Source organism: Streptomyces sp. PU-14G, from assembly GCF_041028275.1.
Classification (GTDB): domain Bacteria; phylum Actinomycetota; class Actinomycetes; order Streptomycetales; family Streptomycetaceae; genus Streptomyces.
Genome location: NZ_JASKYT010000119.1, coordinates 1 through 18,132, shown reverse-complemented (window position 1 = coordinate 18,132; position 18,132 = coordinate 1). Strand labels below are relative to the sequence as shown.

Below are 18,132 nucleotides of genomic sequence, written 5' to 3'. Positions count from 1 at the left end.
GGACGAGGGCGGGCGTGGCGCGGGGTGAGGGCTGGCGTGGAGGCGGCGGCGCACCACATAGGCTGGGCGCGTTCCGCAGTCCGTTGTTGAGCCACCCAGGAGACGCACGTATGACCGCTGCCGTCACTCCCTCCCTTCCTTCCGCCATGGAGCGGCCGCACTTCATCGGGATCGGTGGCGCGGGGATGTCCGGTATCGCGAAGATCCTGGCGGTGCGCGGGGCGCGGGTCGCGGGCAGCGACGCGCGGGAGTCCGCGACGGCTGACGCGCTGCGTGGTTTCGGCGTCACCGTGCACATCGGGCACGCCGCGGGTCACCTGGCGCCCGACGCGACCGTGGTCGTGATCTCCAGCGCCATCCGGGAGGACAACCCGGAGATGGTCGAGGCCAGGCGGCGGGGCCTGCCCGTGCTGCACCGGGCCGACGCGCTCGCCGCGCTGATGGCGGGTCTGCGACCGCTGGCCGTGGCCGGAACGCACGGGAAGACGACGACGACGTCGATGCTCGCCGTCAGCCTGGCCGACCTGGGTCTCGACCCCTCGTACGCGATCGGCGGCGATCTGGAGGGTCCTGGGTCGAACGCCCACCAGGGCACGGGTGAGATCTTCGTGGCGGAGGCGGATGAGAGCGACCGCAGCTTCCACAAGTACGCGCCCGAGGTGGCGATCGTGCTCAACGTCGAACTCGACCACCACGCCAACTACGCCTCCATGGAGGAGATCTACGAGTCCTTCGGTATCTTCGCCGGGCGGATCGCGGAGGGCGGCACGCTCGTCGTCTCCGCCGATCACGAGGGCGCGCGGGAACTGACGCGCCGCCTGCGGGCCGAGGGCGACCGCAAGCTCACGGTGCGTACGTACGGGGAGGCAGAGGACGCCGACGTACGGGTCCTGCGGATCACTCCGAAGGGGCTGACCAGCGAGGTCGCCGTGGTGCTCGACGGCGAGGAGCTGACCTTCGGCGTCTCGGTCCCCGGCAGGCACTACGCGCTGAACGCGGTGGCCGCGCTCACGGCGGGCGCGGCGCTGGGCGTGCCGGCGGGTGAGCTGGCGCGGGCGCTCGGCTCCTACACGGGCGTCAAGCGACGGCTTCAGCTCAAGGGGCTCACCGGGGGCGTGCAGGTGATCGACTCCTACGCCCACCATCCCACCGAGATGACCGCGGACCTGGAGGCCATCCGCGGCGGCGCGGGGGAGGGGCGGGTGCTGGTGGTCTTCCAGCCGCACCTCTTCAGCCGCACCCAGGAGCTCGGCAAGGAGATGGGCGAGGCGCTGGCCCTGGCCGACGGGTCGGTCGTGCTGCCGGTCTACCCGGCGCGCGAGGACCCCATCCCTGGCGTCACCAGCGCGCTGATCACCGACGCCGCCCAGGCCGCGGGGGCCGCGGTGCGCGGGGTCGAAGCGCCCGAGGACGCGGTGGCCGCCGTGGCGGGAATGGCCGAGTCCGGTGATCTCGTTCTCACCATGGGAGCCGGGGACGTCACCGAGCTGGGGCCCCGGATCCTCGCCAAGCTGGCAGAGTGAGCACCGAGGAGCGAGCCGAGATGGCATACGAAGTCGACAGGACCGAGGAGCAGTGGCGGGCGGAGCTGACGCCCGAGGAGTACCACGTGCTGCGCGAGGCCGGTACGGAGCGGCCGTTCACCGGCGAGTACCACGACACGGAGACGACCGGCGTGTACCAGTGCCGGGGCTGCGGCGCCGAGCTGTTCCGCTCCGACACCAAGTTCGCCTCCCACTGCGGCTGGCCCAGCTTCTACGACCCGGCGCAGACCGAGGCCGTCGAGCTGCTGACCGACCGCTCCCTGGGCATGGTCCGCACGGAGGTCCGCTGCGCCCGCTGCGGGTCCCACCTCGGACACGTCTTCGAGGGAGAGGGCTACCCGACCCCGACGGACCAGCGCTACTGCATCAACTCGGTCTCGCTGAAGCTGGTGCCGCGCGAGAGCGCCGGCTGAGTCACGGCGCGCAGCCCCCGCCGAGGTGCCGCGCGCCTCGCCGAGGCCTCACGCAGCCGCCGCCGAGGTGCCGCGCAGCACCGCTGAGGCCTCGCGCAGCCGCCGTCTGAGATGCCGCCGCGCCGCCGTCGTCTGAGCCCCGCCGCGTCGCCGCGCCGCCGTGCCGCCGCCGCTGAGGTGCCGCGCGCAGCCGTCGACGCCGCGCCTGCGCTGTCGCCGTTGAGGTGCCGCGCGTAGCCGTCGACGCCGCGGTCGGCGGCGTCGCCGCTGAGGTGCCGCGTGCAGCCGCCCGCCGGGCCGGGCGTCGGCGGCCACCCGTCGGGGTCCGCCGACAGCCACCCGCGGGGTTCCGGGGCCCGCCGGGGTGCCGGACGACCGTCCGCTCCCCGAGGCGCGTCGCGGGGCCACGGCGCGCGGCGCGGCGCGCGAAACGCGCGGGGGCGCGCTGTGTGCCTCGTCTCTCCCCGCGGAATACGGGACGGTCCCCGGCCGTTCATTTGTACGCTGCACGTGAGTGAGAGACTGCGGTACGTACACAGCAGAAGAGCGAAAGGGCGGGGTCGACGCGTGGGGGAGAGCGTGGGAGCGAGTGCCGGGGCGCACATACGCACCGAGGGGGACCGAGGCTCAGGGGGCGGACGGTGGCTGGTGCCTGTGCTGGCGTTCGGCGGGATCTCCGTCGCCGTCATGCAGACCCTCATCGTGCCGGTCGTCGCCCAACTGCCCGCCCTGCTGGGTACGTCCACATCCAACGCCTCGTGGGTGATCACCTCCACGCTGCTGTCGGGCGCCGTCGCGACGCCGATCATGGGGCGCCTCGGTGACCTGTACGGAAAGCGGCGGATCGTGCTCCTCAGCCTCGGGCTGATGGTCCTCGGCTCGCTGATCTGCGGGTTCACCTCCGCGCTGGTGCCGATGGTGGCCGGGCGGGCCGTGCAGGGCTTCGCCATGGGAGCCATTCCGCTGGGCATCAGCATCATGCGGGACGAACTGCCGCCCGAGCGGCTGGGCTCCGCCATGGCGTTCATGAGCTCGTCACTGGGGGTGGGCGGTGCGCTGGGGATGCCGCTGGCCGCGTGGGTCGCCCAGTACACCGACTGGCACGTGCTGTTCTTCGGCGCCGCGGGCATCGGCGTGGTGGCCATGGTGCTGGTGCTCCTCCTGGTGCCCGAGTCCCCGCTGCGGACCCCGGGCCGCTTCGACGTGCTCGGCACCCTGGGGCTCTCCGCCGGTCTGGTGACCCTGCTGCTGCCCATCTCCAAGGGCGGCGACTGGGGCTGGGGCAGCCCGACGGTACTGGGCCTGTGGGGCGCCTCCGCGCTGATCTTCCTGGCGTGGGGCCTGCTGGAACTGCGGATCACCGACCCGCTCGTGGACCTGCGGACCACGGTCCGCCGCCAGGTGCTGCTGACCAACCTGGCATCGATCATGGTCGGGCTGGCCTTCTACGCGCTCACCCTCGTACTGCCCCAGATCCTCCAACTGCCCGCCGCCACCGGCTACGGGCTGGGCCAGTCGATGGTCGTCTCCGGGCTGTGCGTGGCGCCGATGGGCATCGCGATGATGCTCGTCTCGTCCCTGTCGGCGCGGCTGTCCCAGGCGCGGGGGCCCAAGGTGTCGCTGATGACGGGCCTGGTGATCCTCGCCGCCTCCTACCTGCTGGGCACGGTGCTGCTGAGCGCCGTGTGGCAGACCGTGCTGCTGTCCGTGCTGATCGGTGTGGGCATCGGCATCGCCTACTCCGCGATGCCCGCGCTCATCCTCGGCGCCGTGGACCCGTCCGAGTCCGGCGCGGCCAACGGGCTGAACACGCTGATGCGGTCGATCGGCACCTCGACATCGAGCGCCGTGGTCGGCGTCGTCCTCGCACGGATGAGCAGCCCGCTGGGCGCGACGCGCGTGCCCAACCTGGACGGCTTCCGCACCGCGTTCCTCATCGCCTCGGGAGCCGCTCTGCTCGGCCTGCTGATCGCGGCGTTCCTGCCGTCGTCCGCGACGAAGCGCGCGGCGGGTGCGGCGGCCCCCGGCGACCTGTCCGACCCGCACCTGGTGCAGCGCGGCGGGCCCGGCGCGGGCCCCGCGCCCCGCCGCGAGACTGTCCCGGTCCTCGGGGAGGGCCAGCCCGGCCCCCGCGTCGGCAGCCGGCCGACCGCCCCCGGGCTGCGTCCCCGCGGCAAGTCTGGTGACGGCCCGCTCGCGGCCGAGGAGGACGTGCTGTAGGCCCGGCCGCAGGGGGACGTGCTGGAGGCCCGGCCGCAGGAGGCGCGCTGGAGGCCCGACCGCTCCCGGGCGACGGCTGCGCCGCGCCGGCGGTCCCCTGGCGGCCCCCTGGTGCCGCCGGGGTCACGCGTGCTGGTGCAGGCCCCTTCCGGCCAGCGTGAGGAACGTTTCGCCGACCGCCTCGCTCAGCGTGGGGTGCGGGTGGATGTGCTGGGCGATGTCCGCCGGTGAGGCGTCCCAGGCGACCGCGAGTTGGGACTCGGCGATCATTTCGGAGACGTGCGGGCCCACCAGGTGGACGCCCAGCACCCGCCCCTCGCCGCCCTGTTCGGCGACGACCTTCACCATGCCGCCCTGGCCGTGGACCATGCCCTTGGCGGTGGCCGTCAGCGGCATCACGTTGGCGCGCACCTCGTGCCCCGCCGCGCGGGCCTCGGCCTCGCTCAGGCCGACCGAGGCGGTCTGCGGGCTGGAGTAGGTCACGCGTGGCACGGCCGCGTAGTCCACGGGGCGTGGCGCCAGGCCCGCCAGCGTCTCGGCGACGAGGAGCCCTTCCGCGAACGAGGCGTGCGCCAGCCCCAGGGAGGGCGGCGGCAGCAGGTCACCGACGACGTGGATGCCGGGGGTGGCCGTCTCGAAGGTGTCCCAGCGCGCGGGCGGCAGGTATCCCCGCTCGTCGGTCGTCAGCCCCGCGGCCTGGAGCCCCAGCCCTTCGGTGACCGGAACCCGCCCCACCGCGACCAGCAGCCGCTCGGCGGCGAGCACCGTCCCCTCGCCTCGCGGAGGCTGGATACGGGCCTCGATGCCGGGCCCGACGCGGTGCGCGTCCAGCAGCCTGGCGCCCGTCAGCACGGTGATGCCGCGCTTCTTCAGCGCGCGGGTCAGGTGGCGGCTGGTGTCCTCGTCCTCCAGGGGCAGCAGTCTGTCCGCCGCCTCCACCAGCGTGACCTCGGCGCCCATGGAGCGGTGGAAGGAGGCGTACTCGACACCGATCGCGCCGCCGCCCAGCACCAGCACGCTGCGCGGCAGGCCCGGCGCGAAGAGGGCGTCGTCGCTGGTGACGATGTGCGCCCCGTCGGGTTCGAGCCCCGGCAGCGTACGGGGCCTGGAGCCGGTCGCCAGCACGAGACCGCGCCGCGCCGTCCACCGCTCGCCTCCCCCGTGTGCCGTGGCGTCTCCGCGGGCCGTGGTGGTGACGTCGACCTCCCGTGCACCTGCCAGCGTGGCGGTTCCCCGCACCACGGTGACGCCGGCCTTGACCAGTTGGCCCTCCACGCCCTTGTGGTTGCGCGAGACGATGTCGTCCCTGGTGGCCACCAGCGCGTCCCAGTCGACGCTGTCCAGCGTCGCCTTCACGCCCCACCTCTCGCGTGCCTCGGACACCCCGTCGACCAGTTCGGCGGCGTGCAGCATCGCCTTGCTGGGCACGCACCCCCGGTGCAGACAGGTGCCCCCGACCAGGTCGCGCTCGATCAGCGCGACGTCCAGGCCGAGATGCGCGGCGCGAAGGGCCGTGCTGTAGCCGCCCGTTCCGCCGCCGATGACGATCACGTCTGTGGTGTTCCCGCTCATGGGCCAAGCCTCCGCCGCGGCTGGCCGATGAGTCCAACGCAATGCTTCTATGGTTGCGATGAACAGCGCTCATGGAGAGGGCGGGGAGAGGCTCGTGAGTCTGCGGCAGATGGAATACCTCGTCACGGTCATCGAGGAGACGTCCTTCACCCGTGCCGCCGAGACCCTGCACGTGACGCAGTCGGCGCTCTCGCACCAGATCAAGGCGCTGGAACGCGAGGTGGGCGGACCGCTGTTGGAGCGGCTGCCGCGCGGGGTGCGGCTCACCCCCATGGGCAGGGCGTTCCTCCCGGACGCCGAACTGGCCGTCCGCAGCGCCCGGCAGGCGCGCCGCGCCGCGCGGGCCGCGGCCGGGTCCTGCGGTGGCGAACTCCAGATCGCGACCGTGCACGGCCTGGCCGTGGGCGTCCTGACGGACGCGGTCGCGCGGATGCGGCGGCTGCACCCGGCCGTGGAGCTGCGGCTGCGCGAGTACGTGACGGAGGACGAGCTCCGTGAGCGGATGGCTCGCGGGATCGCCGACCTCGCCGTCGGCTTCCAGCTCCGTGACTGGCCGGGCCCCTCCTGGGAGATCGGCGAGGAGAAGGTGGTACTCGTCGTCCCGCCCGACGACCCGCTGCGCGGGCGTGGGGAGGACGGCGGCGCGCCGGTGCGGCTTGAGGAGCTGGCCGACCGCGGTTGGGTGCGGTGCGGGATGGAGCCGTGGATCGAGGGGCAGCAGTTCCTCGACCGGGTCTGCGGGCAGGCGGGGTTCGTTCCGCGGACCGCCGTGCGCGTCGAGCACCCCACGACGGCCGCGCGCATGGCCGCCGCGGGCGCGGGCGTGTGCCTGATCTCCGCCCACCTGGCACCCGCGCTCGTTCCGGCGGACCAGCTGATCGGTGTCGGCCCGCCCTGGCGCCGCCCGGTGACGGCCTTCTGCCGGTCCGAGCCGACGGGCGCGGCGCACGCCTTCCTCCGGCTGCTGGCCGAGCGGCGGCCAGGGGCGTAGCGGCGCCGGCCGGCCGGCGGCCCACGCCCGTTCCACGGCGGCGGGGGCAGGGCCGAAGCGTGGGCGCCACACCCGAGGTGTCATGCGAACGTACGTACCCGCCCTGGGCCATTTCGTGTGTCCTGTCCGTGCCGGGGGAGATCCACGGGGGTTAGCGTCGGGCGATGGCTGGAGCACTGGTGACGACATACCGCACGGTGATCGGCCTGGGAGGGGGGCCACTCCTGCCCGCCGTCTCGTTCCTGGGACGGCTGCCGACCGCGATGTGCCAGCTCGGCTCGCTGCTGCTGGTGGCACGTACCAGCGGCAGCCTCGCCACCGCAGGCCTGGTGGGGGGCGCGTTGGCGGCTGGACAGACGGTGGGGGGACCGGTGGTCGGGCGGCTGGCCGACCGGCTTGGACAGCGTCCGGTCGTGCTGGTCGCCGCCCTCCTGAACGCGTGCGCCGTCACCGGGCTCGTCACCGGCGCGCTCGGCCGCGCGCCGACCGCGGGCCTGGCGGCGCTCGGCGTCCTCGTCGGACTGAGCGTGCCGCAGGTGGGCCCGTTGTCGCGCTCCCGCATGGTCGCGCTCGCACGGCACGCGGAAGCGGACGAGCGCACGGTCTCGGGGGTGCTGTCACTGGAGGGCACGCTGGACGAGACCTCGTTCGTGCTCGGTCCCGCGCTGGTGGGCGTCGCCGCGACGGTGGCGCACCCCGCGGTCGCGCTCGGCCTGGCGGCGGCGCTGCTCGCGGTGTGCGGCGTCGCGTTCGCGCTGCATCCGACAGCGCGGGCCGTCGCACCGGTGGGCGGTGGCCGCAGGGGCGCCCCTTCTCAGGGCAGCGGCCTCCGAGACCCCCGGCCCGAGGGCAGCGCCCTGGCAGGTGCCGAGGTCGGACGTGGGAGGCACCGGCGGCGCGGCACCGTCTACGCGCTGCGCTCCTCCGCGGCGTTGCAGGGCGCCATGTTCGGGGCCTGCCAGGCGGGCATCACGGCGCTCACCGAGGAGCTGGGCGCCCCCGGCCAGTCGGGGCTGGTCTACGCCGCCATGGGTGTGATGAGTGCCGTGGTGGGGCTCGCCATGGCCTCCGTGCCATCCGGCGTGACGCTCACGGCCAGGTGGCGCGCGGCGACCTGCGCCGCCCTGGTGCTGGCCCTGCCGCTGCTGGTGGTGCACAGCCTGGGGTGGCTGTACGTCGTCGTCGTGGTCCTCGGCAGCGCGTACGCCCCGCACTTGATCACGCTGTTCTCCCTCACGGAGCGGGTGGTGCCCGCCGCCCGGCTGGGCGAGTCGATGGCGTTCATGACCAGCGGCATCATCGGCGGCCAGGCGCTCGCCCTGATGGCCGCGGGTCCCGTGGCCGAGAAGTACGGTCCGGGCGCCGCCTTCGGGGTCGCGGTGGGCACCGCCGCCGCGGCGTGCGCGCTCGCCTGGGCGGCTCGTCCTGAGAGGGCGCGGGAAGGGCACGGCGGCGCGCTCGCGCCCGCCTCGTCGGCCGGGTGACCGCGCCGGGAGGCGCGCCGCCGTGGAGGGCCGTGCCGCACATGCCCACGGCGGTGGCCGGCCGGCGGACGCGGGGCCTGGGGATCAGCGGTGAATTCCCCGTGCCGGTCGTGCCGGTGCGGTAGCGCGGAGCGTCCCCGAGACGGTAGTACGGGGCCTTGTCGGGGTGTGCCGTACCCGCAAGGGATACGCGCGCTCCGGCAGGACCTGCACAGGAGTGTCTCTTCCCCGTCGTCACGCCGCTGCGGCACCGTGCGGTGCGCGGCGGACCGCGGGGGACCCGGCCGTCATCCGAGCCCGTGCGTGCGTACGGGCACCCGAAGTTGACAGGGGTTACGGGTGCGGCTGTGAGAGGGCCGCAGTAGTCTTCCTTGATCGAACAGCGGGGGTCGGACCGGGGTGCGGAAGGCGGTGCGCAGTTGGGCTCGGGAGGGTTTGAACTCCCCCCAGGTGACGGCGGTGAGGGGCCGGACGGTGGCGGAGCCGCCGCCCAGGACGGAACGGCCGACGACCCGCCGGGCGGTTGGGAAACGGGCGTGCCGCCCCGGAGCGGGCTGGGGGAGGCCGGGCTCCAGCCGGGCGCGGTTCCGCTGGCCCGCCCCATGGAGATCGGCGCGGACGTGGGGTGGGACGAGAGCGACTGGGCGCAGGTGCGCACCAGGGCGCAGCGCGCCGGGCGCGCCTACGTGTGGCTGAACCTGGTCGAACAGCGGATGCGCGCGGTCGTCTCCGCGGTGCTGCGGCCGATCTACGAGCCGGTGCACGGCGAGGAGTGGGTCGTCGCCGCCGCGGGCCCCGCGGGGCAGGAGTGGGTGCAGCGGGCCGTCGCCGTGCGGGAGGTCAGCCGCCGCAAGGGCTATCTGCTCGATCCGGCGGACGACACCCTGATCTCTTTCCTCACCCTGCCGCAGTTGCGCGAGCTGATGGTGCAGCACTGGCCCTGCTTCGAGCCGTACTTCGCCGACCGCAGGGAGGTGGAGCTGGGGCTGGACGAGCTGGAGGTCGCCCGCAGCGCGGTGGCACGCAACCGCGCCCTGTCTCAGACGGTGCTCGCGCAGGCCGAACGGATGTGCCGCAGGCTGCTGAAGGTGCTGGGTGCCGCCCCGCAGGGCGCGGCCTCGGTCGAGAGGCTGCCCGTCGACGCCGTCGAGGAGCTGGTCGGAGACCGGTTCGCCGACGTCGTCGGCGTCCACGCCGACCGCGTACGGCTGCAACGTCAGCTGCCCGCCGAGGACCTGTTCGCCGGGGCGCGCAGGCTGGACGCCATCGGCATCGGGCTCGGTCTGCTGGTGCAGAACTACAGCGGGCGGCGGCTCGTGCGACTGGCCGAGGACGGCTGCCGGGTGCGGCTGCTGTTCATGAACCCGGCGAGCAGTGCGCTGCGGCGCCGGGAGCGGGAACTGGGCCTCAAGAAGGGCGAGCTGGCCCGCTCGGTGGAGACGAACATCCTGCACATGCGGCGGGTGCGCTCCCGGCTGCGGGACGCGGGCGCGTTCGAGATCCACGTCTTCGACGAGACGCCGCGCTTCAGCGCCTATATGGTCGACGGGGACGGGTCCGACGGCCTGGCCGTCGTCCAGTCCTACCTGCGCCACGCGCGCGGCATGGAGACCCCGGTGTTCGTCCTGCGGGGCCCGGGCCGCCACGTGTCGGAGGGGTACGACGCGGAGGGAGCGCTCTTCCCGCTCTACCGGGAGGAGTTCGACCACTTCTGGGCGGACTCCCGTCCCGTCTCGTAGCCCCACGCGACCGCCACGGCACATACGGTGTACGGCATGACGAGGTATGCCGCGCTGTTGCGAGGGGTCAATGTCGGGGGGCACCACAAGGTGCCCATGGCCGAGCTGCGCACGGTCATGGCCGGACTCGGGTGGGGCGATGTGCGCACCTACCTGCAGAGCGGCAACGCGGTGTTCACCGCGGAGGAGAAGGACCCGGGCCCCGTCCTGGAGCGGGCCATCGCCGAGCGGTTCGGGGTCGAGGTGCCCGTTCTGGTGCGGACCGGTGAGCAGTTGCGGGCCGTCGCGGCGGCCTGCCCCCTTCCCGTGGCCGAGCTGGATCCGGCCAAGGTGCTGGTCCTGTTCCTCGAGGAGGAGCCGGCCGCCGACCACTTCGCCGGTCTGGACGCGGACGCCTTCGCACCCGAGGAGTACGCGCACGTGGGGCGGGCCGTCTACTGCCACTTCCCGCACGGGATGGGCCGCAGCAAGCTGGTGCCCGCGCTGGAGGGGGTGCGGCCCCGGCTGACGATGACGGGGCGCAACTGGCGCACGATCCAGCGCCTCATCGAGCTGACCAGCTGAGTCCTGCGCCGAGGTCTGGAGCCCGGCAGCAGCGCGGGTGGTGACGGGGCCTTGGTGGGGCGCGGGGGACGACTGTCATCCCGCGATGTTGCGTGTGTCACAGAACGGCATGCCACTTGAGCCGTACACGGCAATCCGACAAGGATTCGATCGATCCGGTACCGGGTCGATCGGCCGCCACCAGCGAAAGGCTCCCTCGGCATGGCACATCACGGCGCACGGAACACCAAACGACGGATATCCCTCGCGCTCGGCGCCGCGCTCGCGGTGGCGGGCGGGGCGACACTGCTCACCCTGCCCGCCGGCGCGGGCGCCCCCGAGGAGGGCACCGTCCTGGGCGCGGAGGCCGAAGGCGCCGTCAAGGGCAGCTACATCGTGGTGCTGGAGAAGGACGCCGGCGCCGCCGGAGTGAAGGCCGCCACGGAGGCGAAGAGTCTCACCGACGAGTACGGCGGCACGGTCGAGCACACCTACCAGGCGGCGCTGACCGGTTACGCGGCCGAGGGGCTCAGCGCGCAGGAGGCCCGGCGCCTCGCGGCGGACGACAAGGTGGCCAAGGTCGTACAGGCGCGGCAGATCCGGGCGCAGGCCACCCAGACGGACCCGCCCTCCTGGGGGCAGGACCGCGTCGACCAGGCGGCGACGAAGCCGGACGGGAAGTACACCTACCCCGACAGCGCGGGCGCGGGCGTCACCGCGTACGTCGTCGACAGCGGAATCCGCGTCAGCCACCAGGACTTCGGCGGTCGCGCCGTGAACGGCTACGACATCGTGGACGACGACAAGACCGCGCAGGACGGCGCCAACCACGGCACCCACGTGGCGGGCACCATCGCGGGCACGAAGTACGGCATCGCCAAGAAGGCCGATCTGGTGGCCGTGCGCATCCTCGGCGACGACAACAAGGGCACCACGGCCGACGCCGTCGCGGGCATCGACTGGATGATCAAGGACCACGAGGGCAAGGAAGGCCCCGCGGTCGCCAACATGAGCATCGGCGGCTTCAAGGACTACGCGCTCGACGAGGCGGTGAAGCGCGCCGTCGACGCGGGCATCACCTGCGTGGTCGCGGCGGGCAACTACAGCAGCGACGCGAGCGAGGCCTCCCCGGCGCGCGTCCCCGAGGCGCTCACCGTGGCGGCGAGCGACCAGGACGACAAGCAGACGGACTTCTCCAGCTACGGCAAGAGCGTCGACCTCTACGCGCCCGGCATCGACGTCGTCTCCGCCAGCAACAAGAGCGACACCGCCTCCATGGCCGGATACGGCACCTCCATGGCCACCCCGCACGTCACGGGAGCCGCGGCGCTCTACCTGAGCGAGCACAAGACGGCCACCCCCGCGCAGGTCGCCGAAGCGCTGACGGACGGGGCCACGAAGGACGCCATCACCAACCCCGGTGCCGGTACGCCGAACCGGCTGCTGCGCGTCCCCAAGTAACGCCTCCGGGAGCGCGGATGGCTCCTCACCCGTTGCGTGTGTCCCACCCGCACGGAGAACGTGAGCTGTGCGCGCCCATCCGACAGGGTTTCAAACCAGTCGGCGACGGTCCGGCGCCCCCGCCCGGGGCGCCGGACCGCCACCCCCCACGCGACCGCCATCGGACCTCCTTCGATCGGACGCGCCGTCAGGCCCGGGAGCACGCGGTGCATTGGACGCTCGGCGCGCCTGTAGTCATCCGTTCCTTTGGCGACACCCGACAGAGTGACGCTGCGAAGCGGGCGTCGGCCCGGATTCCTTCCTGACGGTTCGTCTCCTCATGAGCAGTCGACTGCAACGCGATCGTGATCTTCAACTTCGCAACCGTGACTGGGCTCACGTCCCACGCGGGTGGAACGGGTTATGTGTCCCTTCATGTCCCGTTGCTTGTCGGTGTGAAAGCCCCGTAAACAGTTCGGCGGCGCGACAACACTTCGTTGAAGGGGAGAGTTTGTCTACCGGCAAACGCCATAACCGCAGATTACGGCACCTCGCCGTGCCGGCAGCGCTGCGCACCGCGGCGCCACTGGCCGTCGCGTTGCCGTCCGCAGCGGCGGAAGGCACCAGCACAGCGAAAGCAGCATCGACGGCCAAGGCGGTCAAACCCTCCAAGGCGGTCATCGAGAAAGCCGACCTGGCCTGGGCGACGAAACACTCCAAGAGCGGTATCCCCTGGGCGCTGGCCGAGGCGAAGAAGAAGGACAAGAAGGTCCTCGTCCCGAACGAGACGCCCCCTACCCACTACAACCTGAACTGGTCGAAGTGGGTCGAGTTCGTCGTCGACACCACCGGGCCCGGCCAGCCGAAGTCCATCACCTCTCAGGCCTATCCCGAGGGTCAGTGGGGTGGCGGCGCGGGTACGCCGGGCCAGTTCGATGTGGAAACCGGCGACGGCGGCGCACGCGAGATCCGTCACCGGCTGGAAGGAAGAACTGAGCGTTGAGCGACCGACTCCAGAGTACGGATCTTGGCCCGGTCGCGCGTCGGCTCGCCCCCATGTTGTGGCGTCGGCACACGGTGTACCGGGAGCGGAGTGGTGTGGTGGTGATCCGCGGCGAGCATGTCGGGCGGTGGATCAGTTTGCGCACCGCCGGAACGGACTGTGTACAGGTGCGTGCGGGACGGCTGCTGGAGGGCGGCACGACGGCCCCGGCCCGTGCCGAAATCCGCACCCCCTTCGATGGCGATGTGGGTGCGTTGGCGGTGTGCTGCCGCAGCCTGCTGGCCGAGACCGCCGACACCACCAGTGCGGCGTCACCGGTGCCTGCGCCCCGCGTACGGGGCGTGCAGAAGGGACGCCGTACCGGCAGGCACACCAGCGCCTTCAGCGCTGTGATCCTGTGCGCGGTCGCCGCCGTCGTACTTCTGGCCGTGCTGATCCAGTGATCTTCCAGGGACCGCGGGGGCGCCGAGTGCTCCTCCACAGCTACGCCTCCTCGCTGTCGCGGGCGCCAAGTACGGTGTCGCGGGCGCCAAGTACGGCGTCGCGAAGAAGGCCGACCTCGTGGCCGTACGCGTGCTGGACGACGAGGGCGGCGACGCCTCCGGCTCCTCGCCCGCCCGCGTGCCCGAGGCGCTGACCGTGGCCGCCGCCGGCAAGAAGGACACGCAGAAGGACACGCAGGCAAAGTTCTCAACCACGGCAAGCTCGTCGACCTCTTCGCCCCCGGTGTCGACATCGTCTCCGCGAGCAACAGGAGCGACACCGGCACCGCCACCATGCCGGGCACCTCCATGGCCTCCCCGCACGTCACCGGAGCCGCCGCCGTCTACCTGGGCGGCCACCAGGGTGCCACCCCGGCGCAGGTGACCGCAGCGCTGACCAAGTAGGCCACCGCCGGTGCGGTGACGGATTCGGCCAAGGGGACGACCGGCAAGCTTCTCCGCGTGGTCAAGTGACCGCCTTTCACGGTCAATTGTGAGCTCCTTCTGTGCGTAACTCCGGTTTTCCGGGTAAGCGCAACACCAGGCCCGCCGTGCCCTCCCCCCACGGGGCACGGCGGGCCTGCGCCGTGCGGGGGCCCTCCGAGGACCCGTGCTGCCGCGCCCGTGGCCCGGCCCGCGCGCGGCTGGACCGCGAAGGGGCATGGAGAGCCTTGTCGGTACCGTCCTGCGGTCCGTACAGTCTGCTGATCTTCGGTGAGGGGTAAACAGGGTGAGCGTTGAGCAGGGGCTGACGGACGCGGATCTTCCGGGGCTTCAGCAGTTGGCGGACAAGGCGTCCCTGGCAGGCCAGGCGAGCTACCTGCGGTTGACGAGGATCCGGCTGTGGTCCACGGTGGCGGCTGCCCTCTGCGGAGTCATCGGTCTCAGCGACGGCCTTCCTCCGCTCGTGGACAACGGGCTGGACGCCGCCTCGCTCATGGCGTTCATCGTCGCCCTGGCGGCCGAACTCCTTCTGCTGCGCACCCGCCCGGAGGAGACGTGGTACCAGGGGCGGGCCGTGGCCGAGTCCCTGAAGTCCCTGGCCTGGAAGTACGCGACGCGGGCCCAGCCGTTCCACGACGTCGGGGACGACGAGGCCGCGGCCCTCTTCCGCCGTAAGGTCAGGTCGGTCCTCGACGTACTGCCCGAAGGCGTCGTTCCGGAACCGGAGCTGCCTGCCCAGATCAGCGCCAGGATGCGGGAACTGCGCCACGCTCCGCTGTCCGTACGCATCACCGCGTACCTGCGCGGGCGCATCGCGGATCAGCGTGTGTGGTACGCGCGGAAAGCCAGGTTCAACGAGAAGCGGTCGCAGCGCTGGCGGCTGTCGTTGCTGGGCCTCGAAATCGTCGGTGTCTTCGGGGCGCTGCTTCTCCTGCTGGAGGTCACGTCGCTCGATCTGGGCAGCCTGCTGGCCGTTCTGGTCGCGGCGGGCGGGGCCTGGCTGGAGGTGAAGCAGTACGACAACCTCGCCAGCGCCTACGCGCTGACCTCCACGGAGTTGCTGCTCGTCGAGGGGGAGGGAGAGGGGGTGGTCAGCGAGGAGGATCTCGCCCACTACGTGGTCTCCGCGGAGCAGGCGATCAGCCGGGAACACACCATGTGGGGCGCCCGGCGACTGCGGGCACGGGGCGGGCAGAGCGAGTGACGGTACCGCCGTGCCCCGCCGCCGGCGGAGCGGGCGGAAGCGCCATCACAGCAGCGGCCACAGACCCAGGACGACCGCCGGACCGCCCAGCGCGAGCACGGCTGCGGCGAGGCCCAGTGACACGCCCGGAAGGAGCCTCTGCCGGCTGGCTCGTCCGAAGGGAACGGGAACCTCGATCCCCGGCCAGCGCACACCGTTGGCGCGGAAGACCGGATACGCCGCGTGGGTGAGCTGGTTGCGGTACCTCCGCACGCTGAAGCGGGTGGCTATGCGGCCGAGGTGCAGCTGGATCATCGGGTGGTCCGCGAACTCCGCGAAGCGGGGCGTCCAGTCGTCGTCGAAGTAGAGCAACGCATGGTCGATCTCCCCCCTGCGGTTGGGCTCGCGGGGATCGGCGGGCAGGCCGCGGCGGAAGCAGGCACCGGCGTGCTCCCGGAACAGGGCGTAGCCCTCGCGGTCGAGCGGAACCATGACGACCAGCCGGTGCGGGGGCAGGCGTGACGTCGCCTGCCGGAACTCCCACAGCAGGCCCTCACCGAGCCCCGCCGCGATCACCACGAGCGCCGCACCGTCCATGAGGGTGAGCACCTCCGCCTGCCAGCGTTCGAGGTGTGCGCCGGACGCGCCGCGATGGGGGTCGGGTGGAACGAAGAACTGGGCCGGGCCCAGGCCGGGCAGCGCCGCGCCCGGAGCGCCGATCGCGACGGGCGGGCCGAAGTGCCGGAGGGTGCGGGCGAGTTCCTCGACGTAGGAGGTGTCGGAACCCAGAATCGCGGTCTTGATGTTCTGCCACGGCGCGGTGCGTTCGAGCGAGGCGTCGTGGTGCGCGAACGACCGCAGGTACAGCACGCCGGGGCGGTGGGGGTACGAAGCGCTCGGGCGAGGGTCATAGGCGGCGTCCGCGCCGGGTCCTCGCGTCGCGCGGTAGGGGCCGCGGCTGCCCGCCGCCCGGTGTTTCCTGGCCAGTACCGCGCACCGGGCGCCGGCCCAGGCGAAGAGCAGCCAGAACGCGCCGACCCAGAAAGCCCCGGTGAAGGACACCACGGCACACGGGATCGCCAGCAGCCCGCACACCACGCCCAGGGCCCGGTAGAGCACGCTACGGCGGTGGTGTTCTTCGGGCGTCCTGTCGACGTTGTCGGGTACCAGCTCCCAGAACCGCAGCGGGTAGGGCTGCCCCCACGTGTCGCGGTACTCGTCCCATCCCCCGAGGGCCACCCGACCGGCTGGGGAGCCGGTCCAGCCGGGCTCCAGGCGCCACCCCCCGGCGTCCCCGGGGATGTCCGCGCCCTCGGGGACGTCCGCGCCCTCGGGCGTGTCCGGCGCGCCGCCGCCCGCATGTCCAGGCAGGTCGGCTGACGGCTCCGGGTCCGCCGCCTGGCGCAGCCGCGCAACCAGCTCTGCCCCCTGCTGCGACAGCGTCAGCGGCAGGTACTTGGCGCACAGCCCCACGTACACGCCGCACATCATCAGTTCGAGGAACAGCAGGCCACTGAACTTGTCCATGGGCAACCGCCCCCACTGCACGACGACCGTGGCCGACATGGCGAGGAGGGTCAAGGCGCCGGAGAAGAACCTGGCGAGCACGAACCTCCACCGGTGCGGCAGCATGATTCCCGACGAGACCAGCTTGTCCCGCGCAGCGGCGGCGATGGCGGTGCGGGAGAAGGCCGCCGACAGCCGATGCCCGTTCGGATGGTCGGACAGCAGGTCGAGCACCTGCTCCTGGACGGGGTCCTGAGCCGCCCGGGCCGGCGTTGTCGGGCGGATCTCGGAGACGGCACCCGGGTGGAGGGTGACGGCCCCCGCGTCGGCCAGGCCCGCGAGCGCCGAGGCGACGACGCGCTCGAAGCCGCCTGTCAGCAGCGCCACGTCGTAACGGTCGAGGGTGCACGGTGCAGGACGGGCGGCTCTCCAGGGGCGCAACGCCACGTACACGAGCGTGCGGATCAGGCCGGCGGCCAGGAGGAGGGCGGCGCACAGGGCCAGGTAGCGCAAGTCCGCGGTTTCAAGGAGCGAGGCGTCGTCTTCCACAACCCTTACCGTAGGAGCGCATCCCGGTAGCCGCCGGGCGAACGGCACTTCTGCGGCGAGCACCGGGCCGCGGGGACGCGGCAGTCGGTGCGCGAAGGGAACGACGTCTCGGCGGCGGCCCCCCGGAAGGGGTCCCCCGCCGAGGTCCGCACGTCACGCGGCCGGTGAAGCGTCCCGTCACCCCCCGGAGGGAAGCGTTCGTCACGCGGCCGGTGAAGCGTCCCGACACCCGCCCCGGCGGGGAAGTGTTCGTCACGCGGCGGTGGCGGCCAACTCGCGCGCCAGGGCGGCCCCGTACCGCTCGACCACCACCCGTGCCACTTCCGGCGCGGGCCCCAGCACGGGGGCGAGGACGTCGGCGCCGGCTTCGCGGGCGCCCGCCGCGATGCGGTCGGGGAGACGCCCGGGCGCCAGCACGTACGGCGCCACCGCCACCCGGCGTGCTCCGGCCGCGCGCAGGTCCCGCACGGCGTCGGCCGTGCGGGGCGCGGTGGCGGAGGCGAACGCAGGCCGCACGGCACACCAACCGGTGGTACGCCGCCACTCCCGCGCGATTGCTGCGATCACTGCGCTCGCCTCCGGGTCCGAGGAACCGGCCGCCGCCAGGACGACGCCGGTGGAGGGCGCGTCGCCGGGCGCCACCCCGGCCGCGCGCAACCGCCGCTCCAGCGCGACGGTCAGCGCGGGGTGCGGGCCCAGGACGTCCGCCTGGCGGACGGCCAGGCCCGGCAAGGGCGCGCTCTCCTCGGCCAGCACCCCGGGGATGTCCGTCTTGGCGTGGAAGGCGCGGGTCAGCAGCAGGGGGACGGCGACGACCTCATAGGCCCCCGCCGCGTGCAGCGACCGCAGCGCGGCCCCCACCGACGGCGTGTCGAAGTCGAGGTATCCCACCGCCACGCGCAGGCCCGGCAGCCGCCGCCGCACGCGGGCGGTGAGCGCGGCGACCGTGGCGGCGTGCCGCGGGTCGCGGCTGCCGTGCGCGATCAGCAGCAGCGCGGGGGAGGCGGGGGTGACAGGGG

15 protein-coding genes are annotated in these 18,132 nt (G+C 73.0%); 12 read left to right on the top strand and 3 right to left on the bottom strand.

Annotated elements, in window-relative coordinates; all coding sequences use genetic code 11:
* Positions 1-110: 110 nt before the first annotated feature.
* From murC to AB8Z75_RS16195, 3 genes are all read left to right on the top strand, one after another.
* The gene (gene murC / locus AB8Z75_RS16205) at positions 111-1,523 is read left to right on the top strand and encodes a UDP-N-acetylmuramate--L-alanine ligase (protein ID WP_369202516.1); all 1,413 of its coding nucleotides are present in this window, start codon (positions 111-113) and stop codon (positions 1,521-1,523) included.
* Between the two features lie 20 nt (positions 1,524-1,543).
* Positions 1,544-1,957 carry a peptide-methionine (R)-S-oxide reductase MsrB gene (gene msrB, locus AB8Z75_RS16200; RefSeq protein ID WP_369202514.1) on the top strand — a complete coding sequence of 138 codons (414 nt, stop codon included), beginning with the start codon at positions 1,544-1,546 and terminating at the stop codon, positions 1,955-1,957.
* Positions 1,958-2,560: 603 nt separating this feature from the next.
* Entirely contained in the window at positions 2,561-4,177 is a 1,617-nt protein-coding gene (locus AB8Z75_RS16195) for an MFS transporter (protein WP_369202524.1), read from the top strand.
* 123 nt (positions 4,178-4,300) lie between these two features.
* Here AB8Z75_RS16195 and lpdA read toward each other — a convergent pair whose 3' ends face one another.
* Positions 4,301-5,749 carry a dihydrolipoyl dehydrogenase gene (lpdA, locus tag AB8Z75_RS16190; RefSeq protein WP_369202512.1) on the bottom strand — a complete coding sequence of 483 codons (1,449 nt, stop codon included), beginning with the start codon at positions 5,747-5,749 and terminating at the stop codon, positions 4,301-4,303.
* 94 nt (positions 5,750-5,843) lie between these two features.
* Between lpdA and AB8Z75_RS16185 the strand changes: the two genes are divergently transcribed.
* The 9 genes from AB8Z75_RS16185 to AB8Z75_RS16145 all read left to right on the top strand — a co-directional run bounded on the left by AB8Z75_RS16185 (position 5,844) and on the right by AB8Z75_RS16145 (position 15,079).
* A complete protein-coding gene (locus AB8Z75_RS16185; RefSeq protein WP_369202510.1) occupies positions 5,844-6,740 on the top strand; it encodes a LysR substrate-binding domain-containing protein in 897 nt (298 codons plus the stop codon).
* Between the two features lie 164 nt (positions 6,741-6,904).
* The gene (locus AB8Z75_RS16180; protein WP_369202508.1) at positions 6,905-8,224 is read left to right on the top strand and encodes an MFS transporter; all 1,320 of its coding nucleotides are present in this window, start codon (positions 6,905-6,907) and stop codon (positions 8,222-8,224) included.
* A gap of 419 nt (positions 8,225-8,643) precedes the next feature.
* Positions 8,644-9,963 (top strand): SAV2148 family HEPN domain-containing protein, encoded by a 1,320-nt coding sequence (locus AB8Z75_RS16175; RefSeq protein WP_369202522.1) that lies wholly within the window; start codon positions 8,644-8,646, stop codon positions 9,961-9,963.
* Between the two features lie 36 nt (positions 9,964-9,999).
* The gene (locus tag AB8Z75_RS16170) at positions 10,000-10,527 is read left to right on the top strand and encodes a DUF1697 domain-containing protein (protein ID WP_369202506.1); all 528 of its coding nucleotides are present in this window, start codon (positions 10,000-10,002) and stop codon (positions 10,525-10,527) included.
* 201 nt (positions 10,528-10,728) lie between these two features.
* Positions 10,729-11,967 carry a S8 family peptidase gene (locus AB8Z75_RS16165; RefSeq protein ID WP_369202504.1) on the top strand — a complete coding sequence of 413 codons (1,239 nt, stop codon included), beginning with the start codon at positions 10,729-10,731 and terminating at the stop codon, positions 11,965-11,967.
* A gap of 490 nt (positions 11,968-12,457) precedes the next feature.
* Positions 12,458-12,949 (top strand): hypothetical protein, encoded by a 492-nt coding sequence (locus AB8Z75_RS16160; protein WP_369202502.1) that lies wholly within the window; start codon positions 12,458-12,460, stop codon positions 12,947-12,949.
* Between the two features lie 167 nt (positions 12,950-13,116).
* Positions 13,117-13,392: a hypothetical protein gene (locus tag AB8Z75_RS16155; RefSeq protein ID WP_369202500.1), complete on the top strand. Its 276-nt coding sequence runs from the start codon at positions 13,117-13,119 to the stop codon at positions 13,390-13,392.
* A 291-nt stretch (positions 13,393-13,683) separates the two neighbouring features.
* Positions 13,684-13,836, top strand: coding sequence for a S8 family serine peptidase (locus AB8Z75_RS16150; RefSeq protein WP_369202520.1), 153 nt, complete (start codon positions 13,684-13,686; stop codon positions 13,834-13,836).
* Positions 13,837-14,161: 325 nt separating this feature from the next.
* Positions 14,162-15,079, top strand: a complete 918-nt coding sequence (locus tag AB8Z75_RS16145; RefSeq protein WP_369202498.1) for a DUF4231 domain-containing protein — start codon at positions 14,162-14,164, stop codon at positions 15,077-15,079.
* Positions 15,080-15,124: 45 nt separating this feature from the next.
* On the opposite strand, the gene AB8Z75_RS16140 is transcribed toward AB8Z75_RS16145, so the two are convergent.
* Together AB8Z75_RS16140 and AB8Z75_RS16135 are read right to left on the bottom strand one after the other, a co-directional pair.
* Entirely contained in the window at positions 15,125-17,113 is a 1,989-nt protein-coding gene (locus tag AB8Z75_RS16140) for a TIGR04222 domain-containing membrane protein (RefSeq protein ID WP_369202496.1), read from the bottom strand.
* Between the two features lie 252 nt (positions 17,114-17,365).
* A complete protein-coding gene (locus tag AB8Z75_RS16135) occupies positions 17,366-18,106 on the bottom strand; it encodes a sirohydrochlorin chelatase (protein WP_369202518.1) in 741 nt (246 codons plus the stop codon).
* Between the last annotated feature and the right edge of the window lie 26 nt (positions 18,107-18,132).

Excerpts from the sequence above, each read along its gene's own strand:
- murC (WP_369202516.1), top strand. The coding sequence starts at position 111 with ATGACCGCTGCCGTCACTCCCTCCCTTCCTTCCGCCATGGAGCGGCCG.
- msrB (WP_369202514.1), top strand. The coding sequence starts at position 1,544 with ATGGCATACGAAGTCGACAGGACCGAGGAGCAGTGGCGGGCGGAGCTG.
- lpdA (WP_369202512.1), bottom strand. The coding sequence starts at position 5,749 with ATGAGCGGGAACACCACAGACGTGATCGTCATCGGCGGCGGAACGGGC.
- AB8Z75_RS16180 (WP_369202508.1), top strand. The coding sequence starts at position 6,905 with ATGGCTGGAGCACTGGTGACGACATACCGCACGGTGATCGGCCTGGGA.
- AB8Z75_RS16170 (WP_369202506.1), top strand. The coding sequence starts at position 10,000 with ATGACGAGGTATGCCGCGCTGTTGCGAGGGGTCAATGTCGGGGGGCAC.
- AB8Z75_RS16165 (WP_369202504.1), top strand. The coding sequence starts at position 10,729 with ATGGCACATCACGGCGCACGGAACACCAAACGACGGATATCCCTCGCG.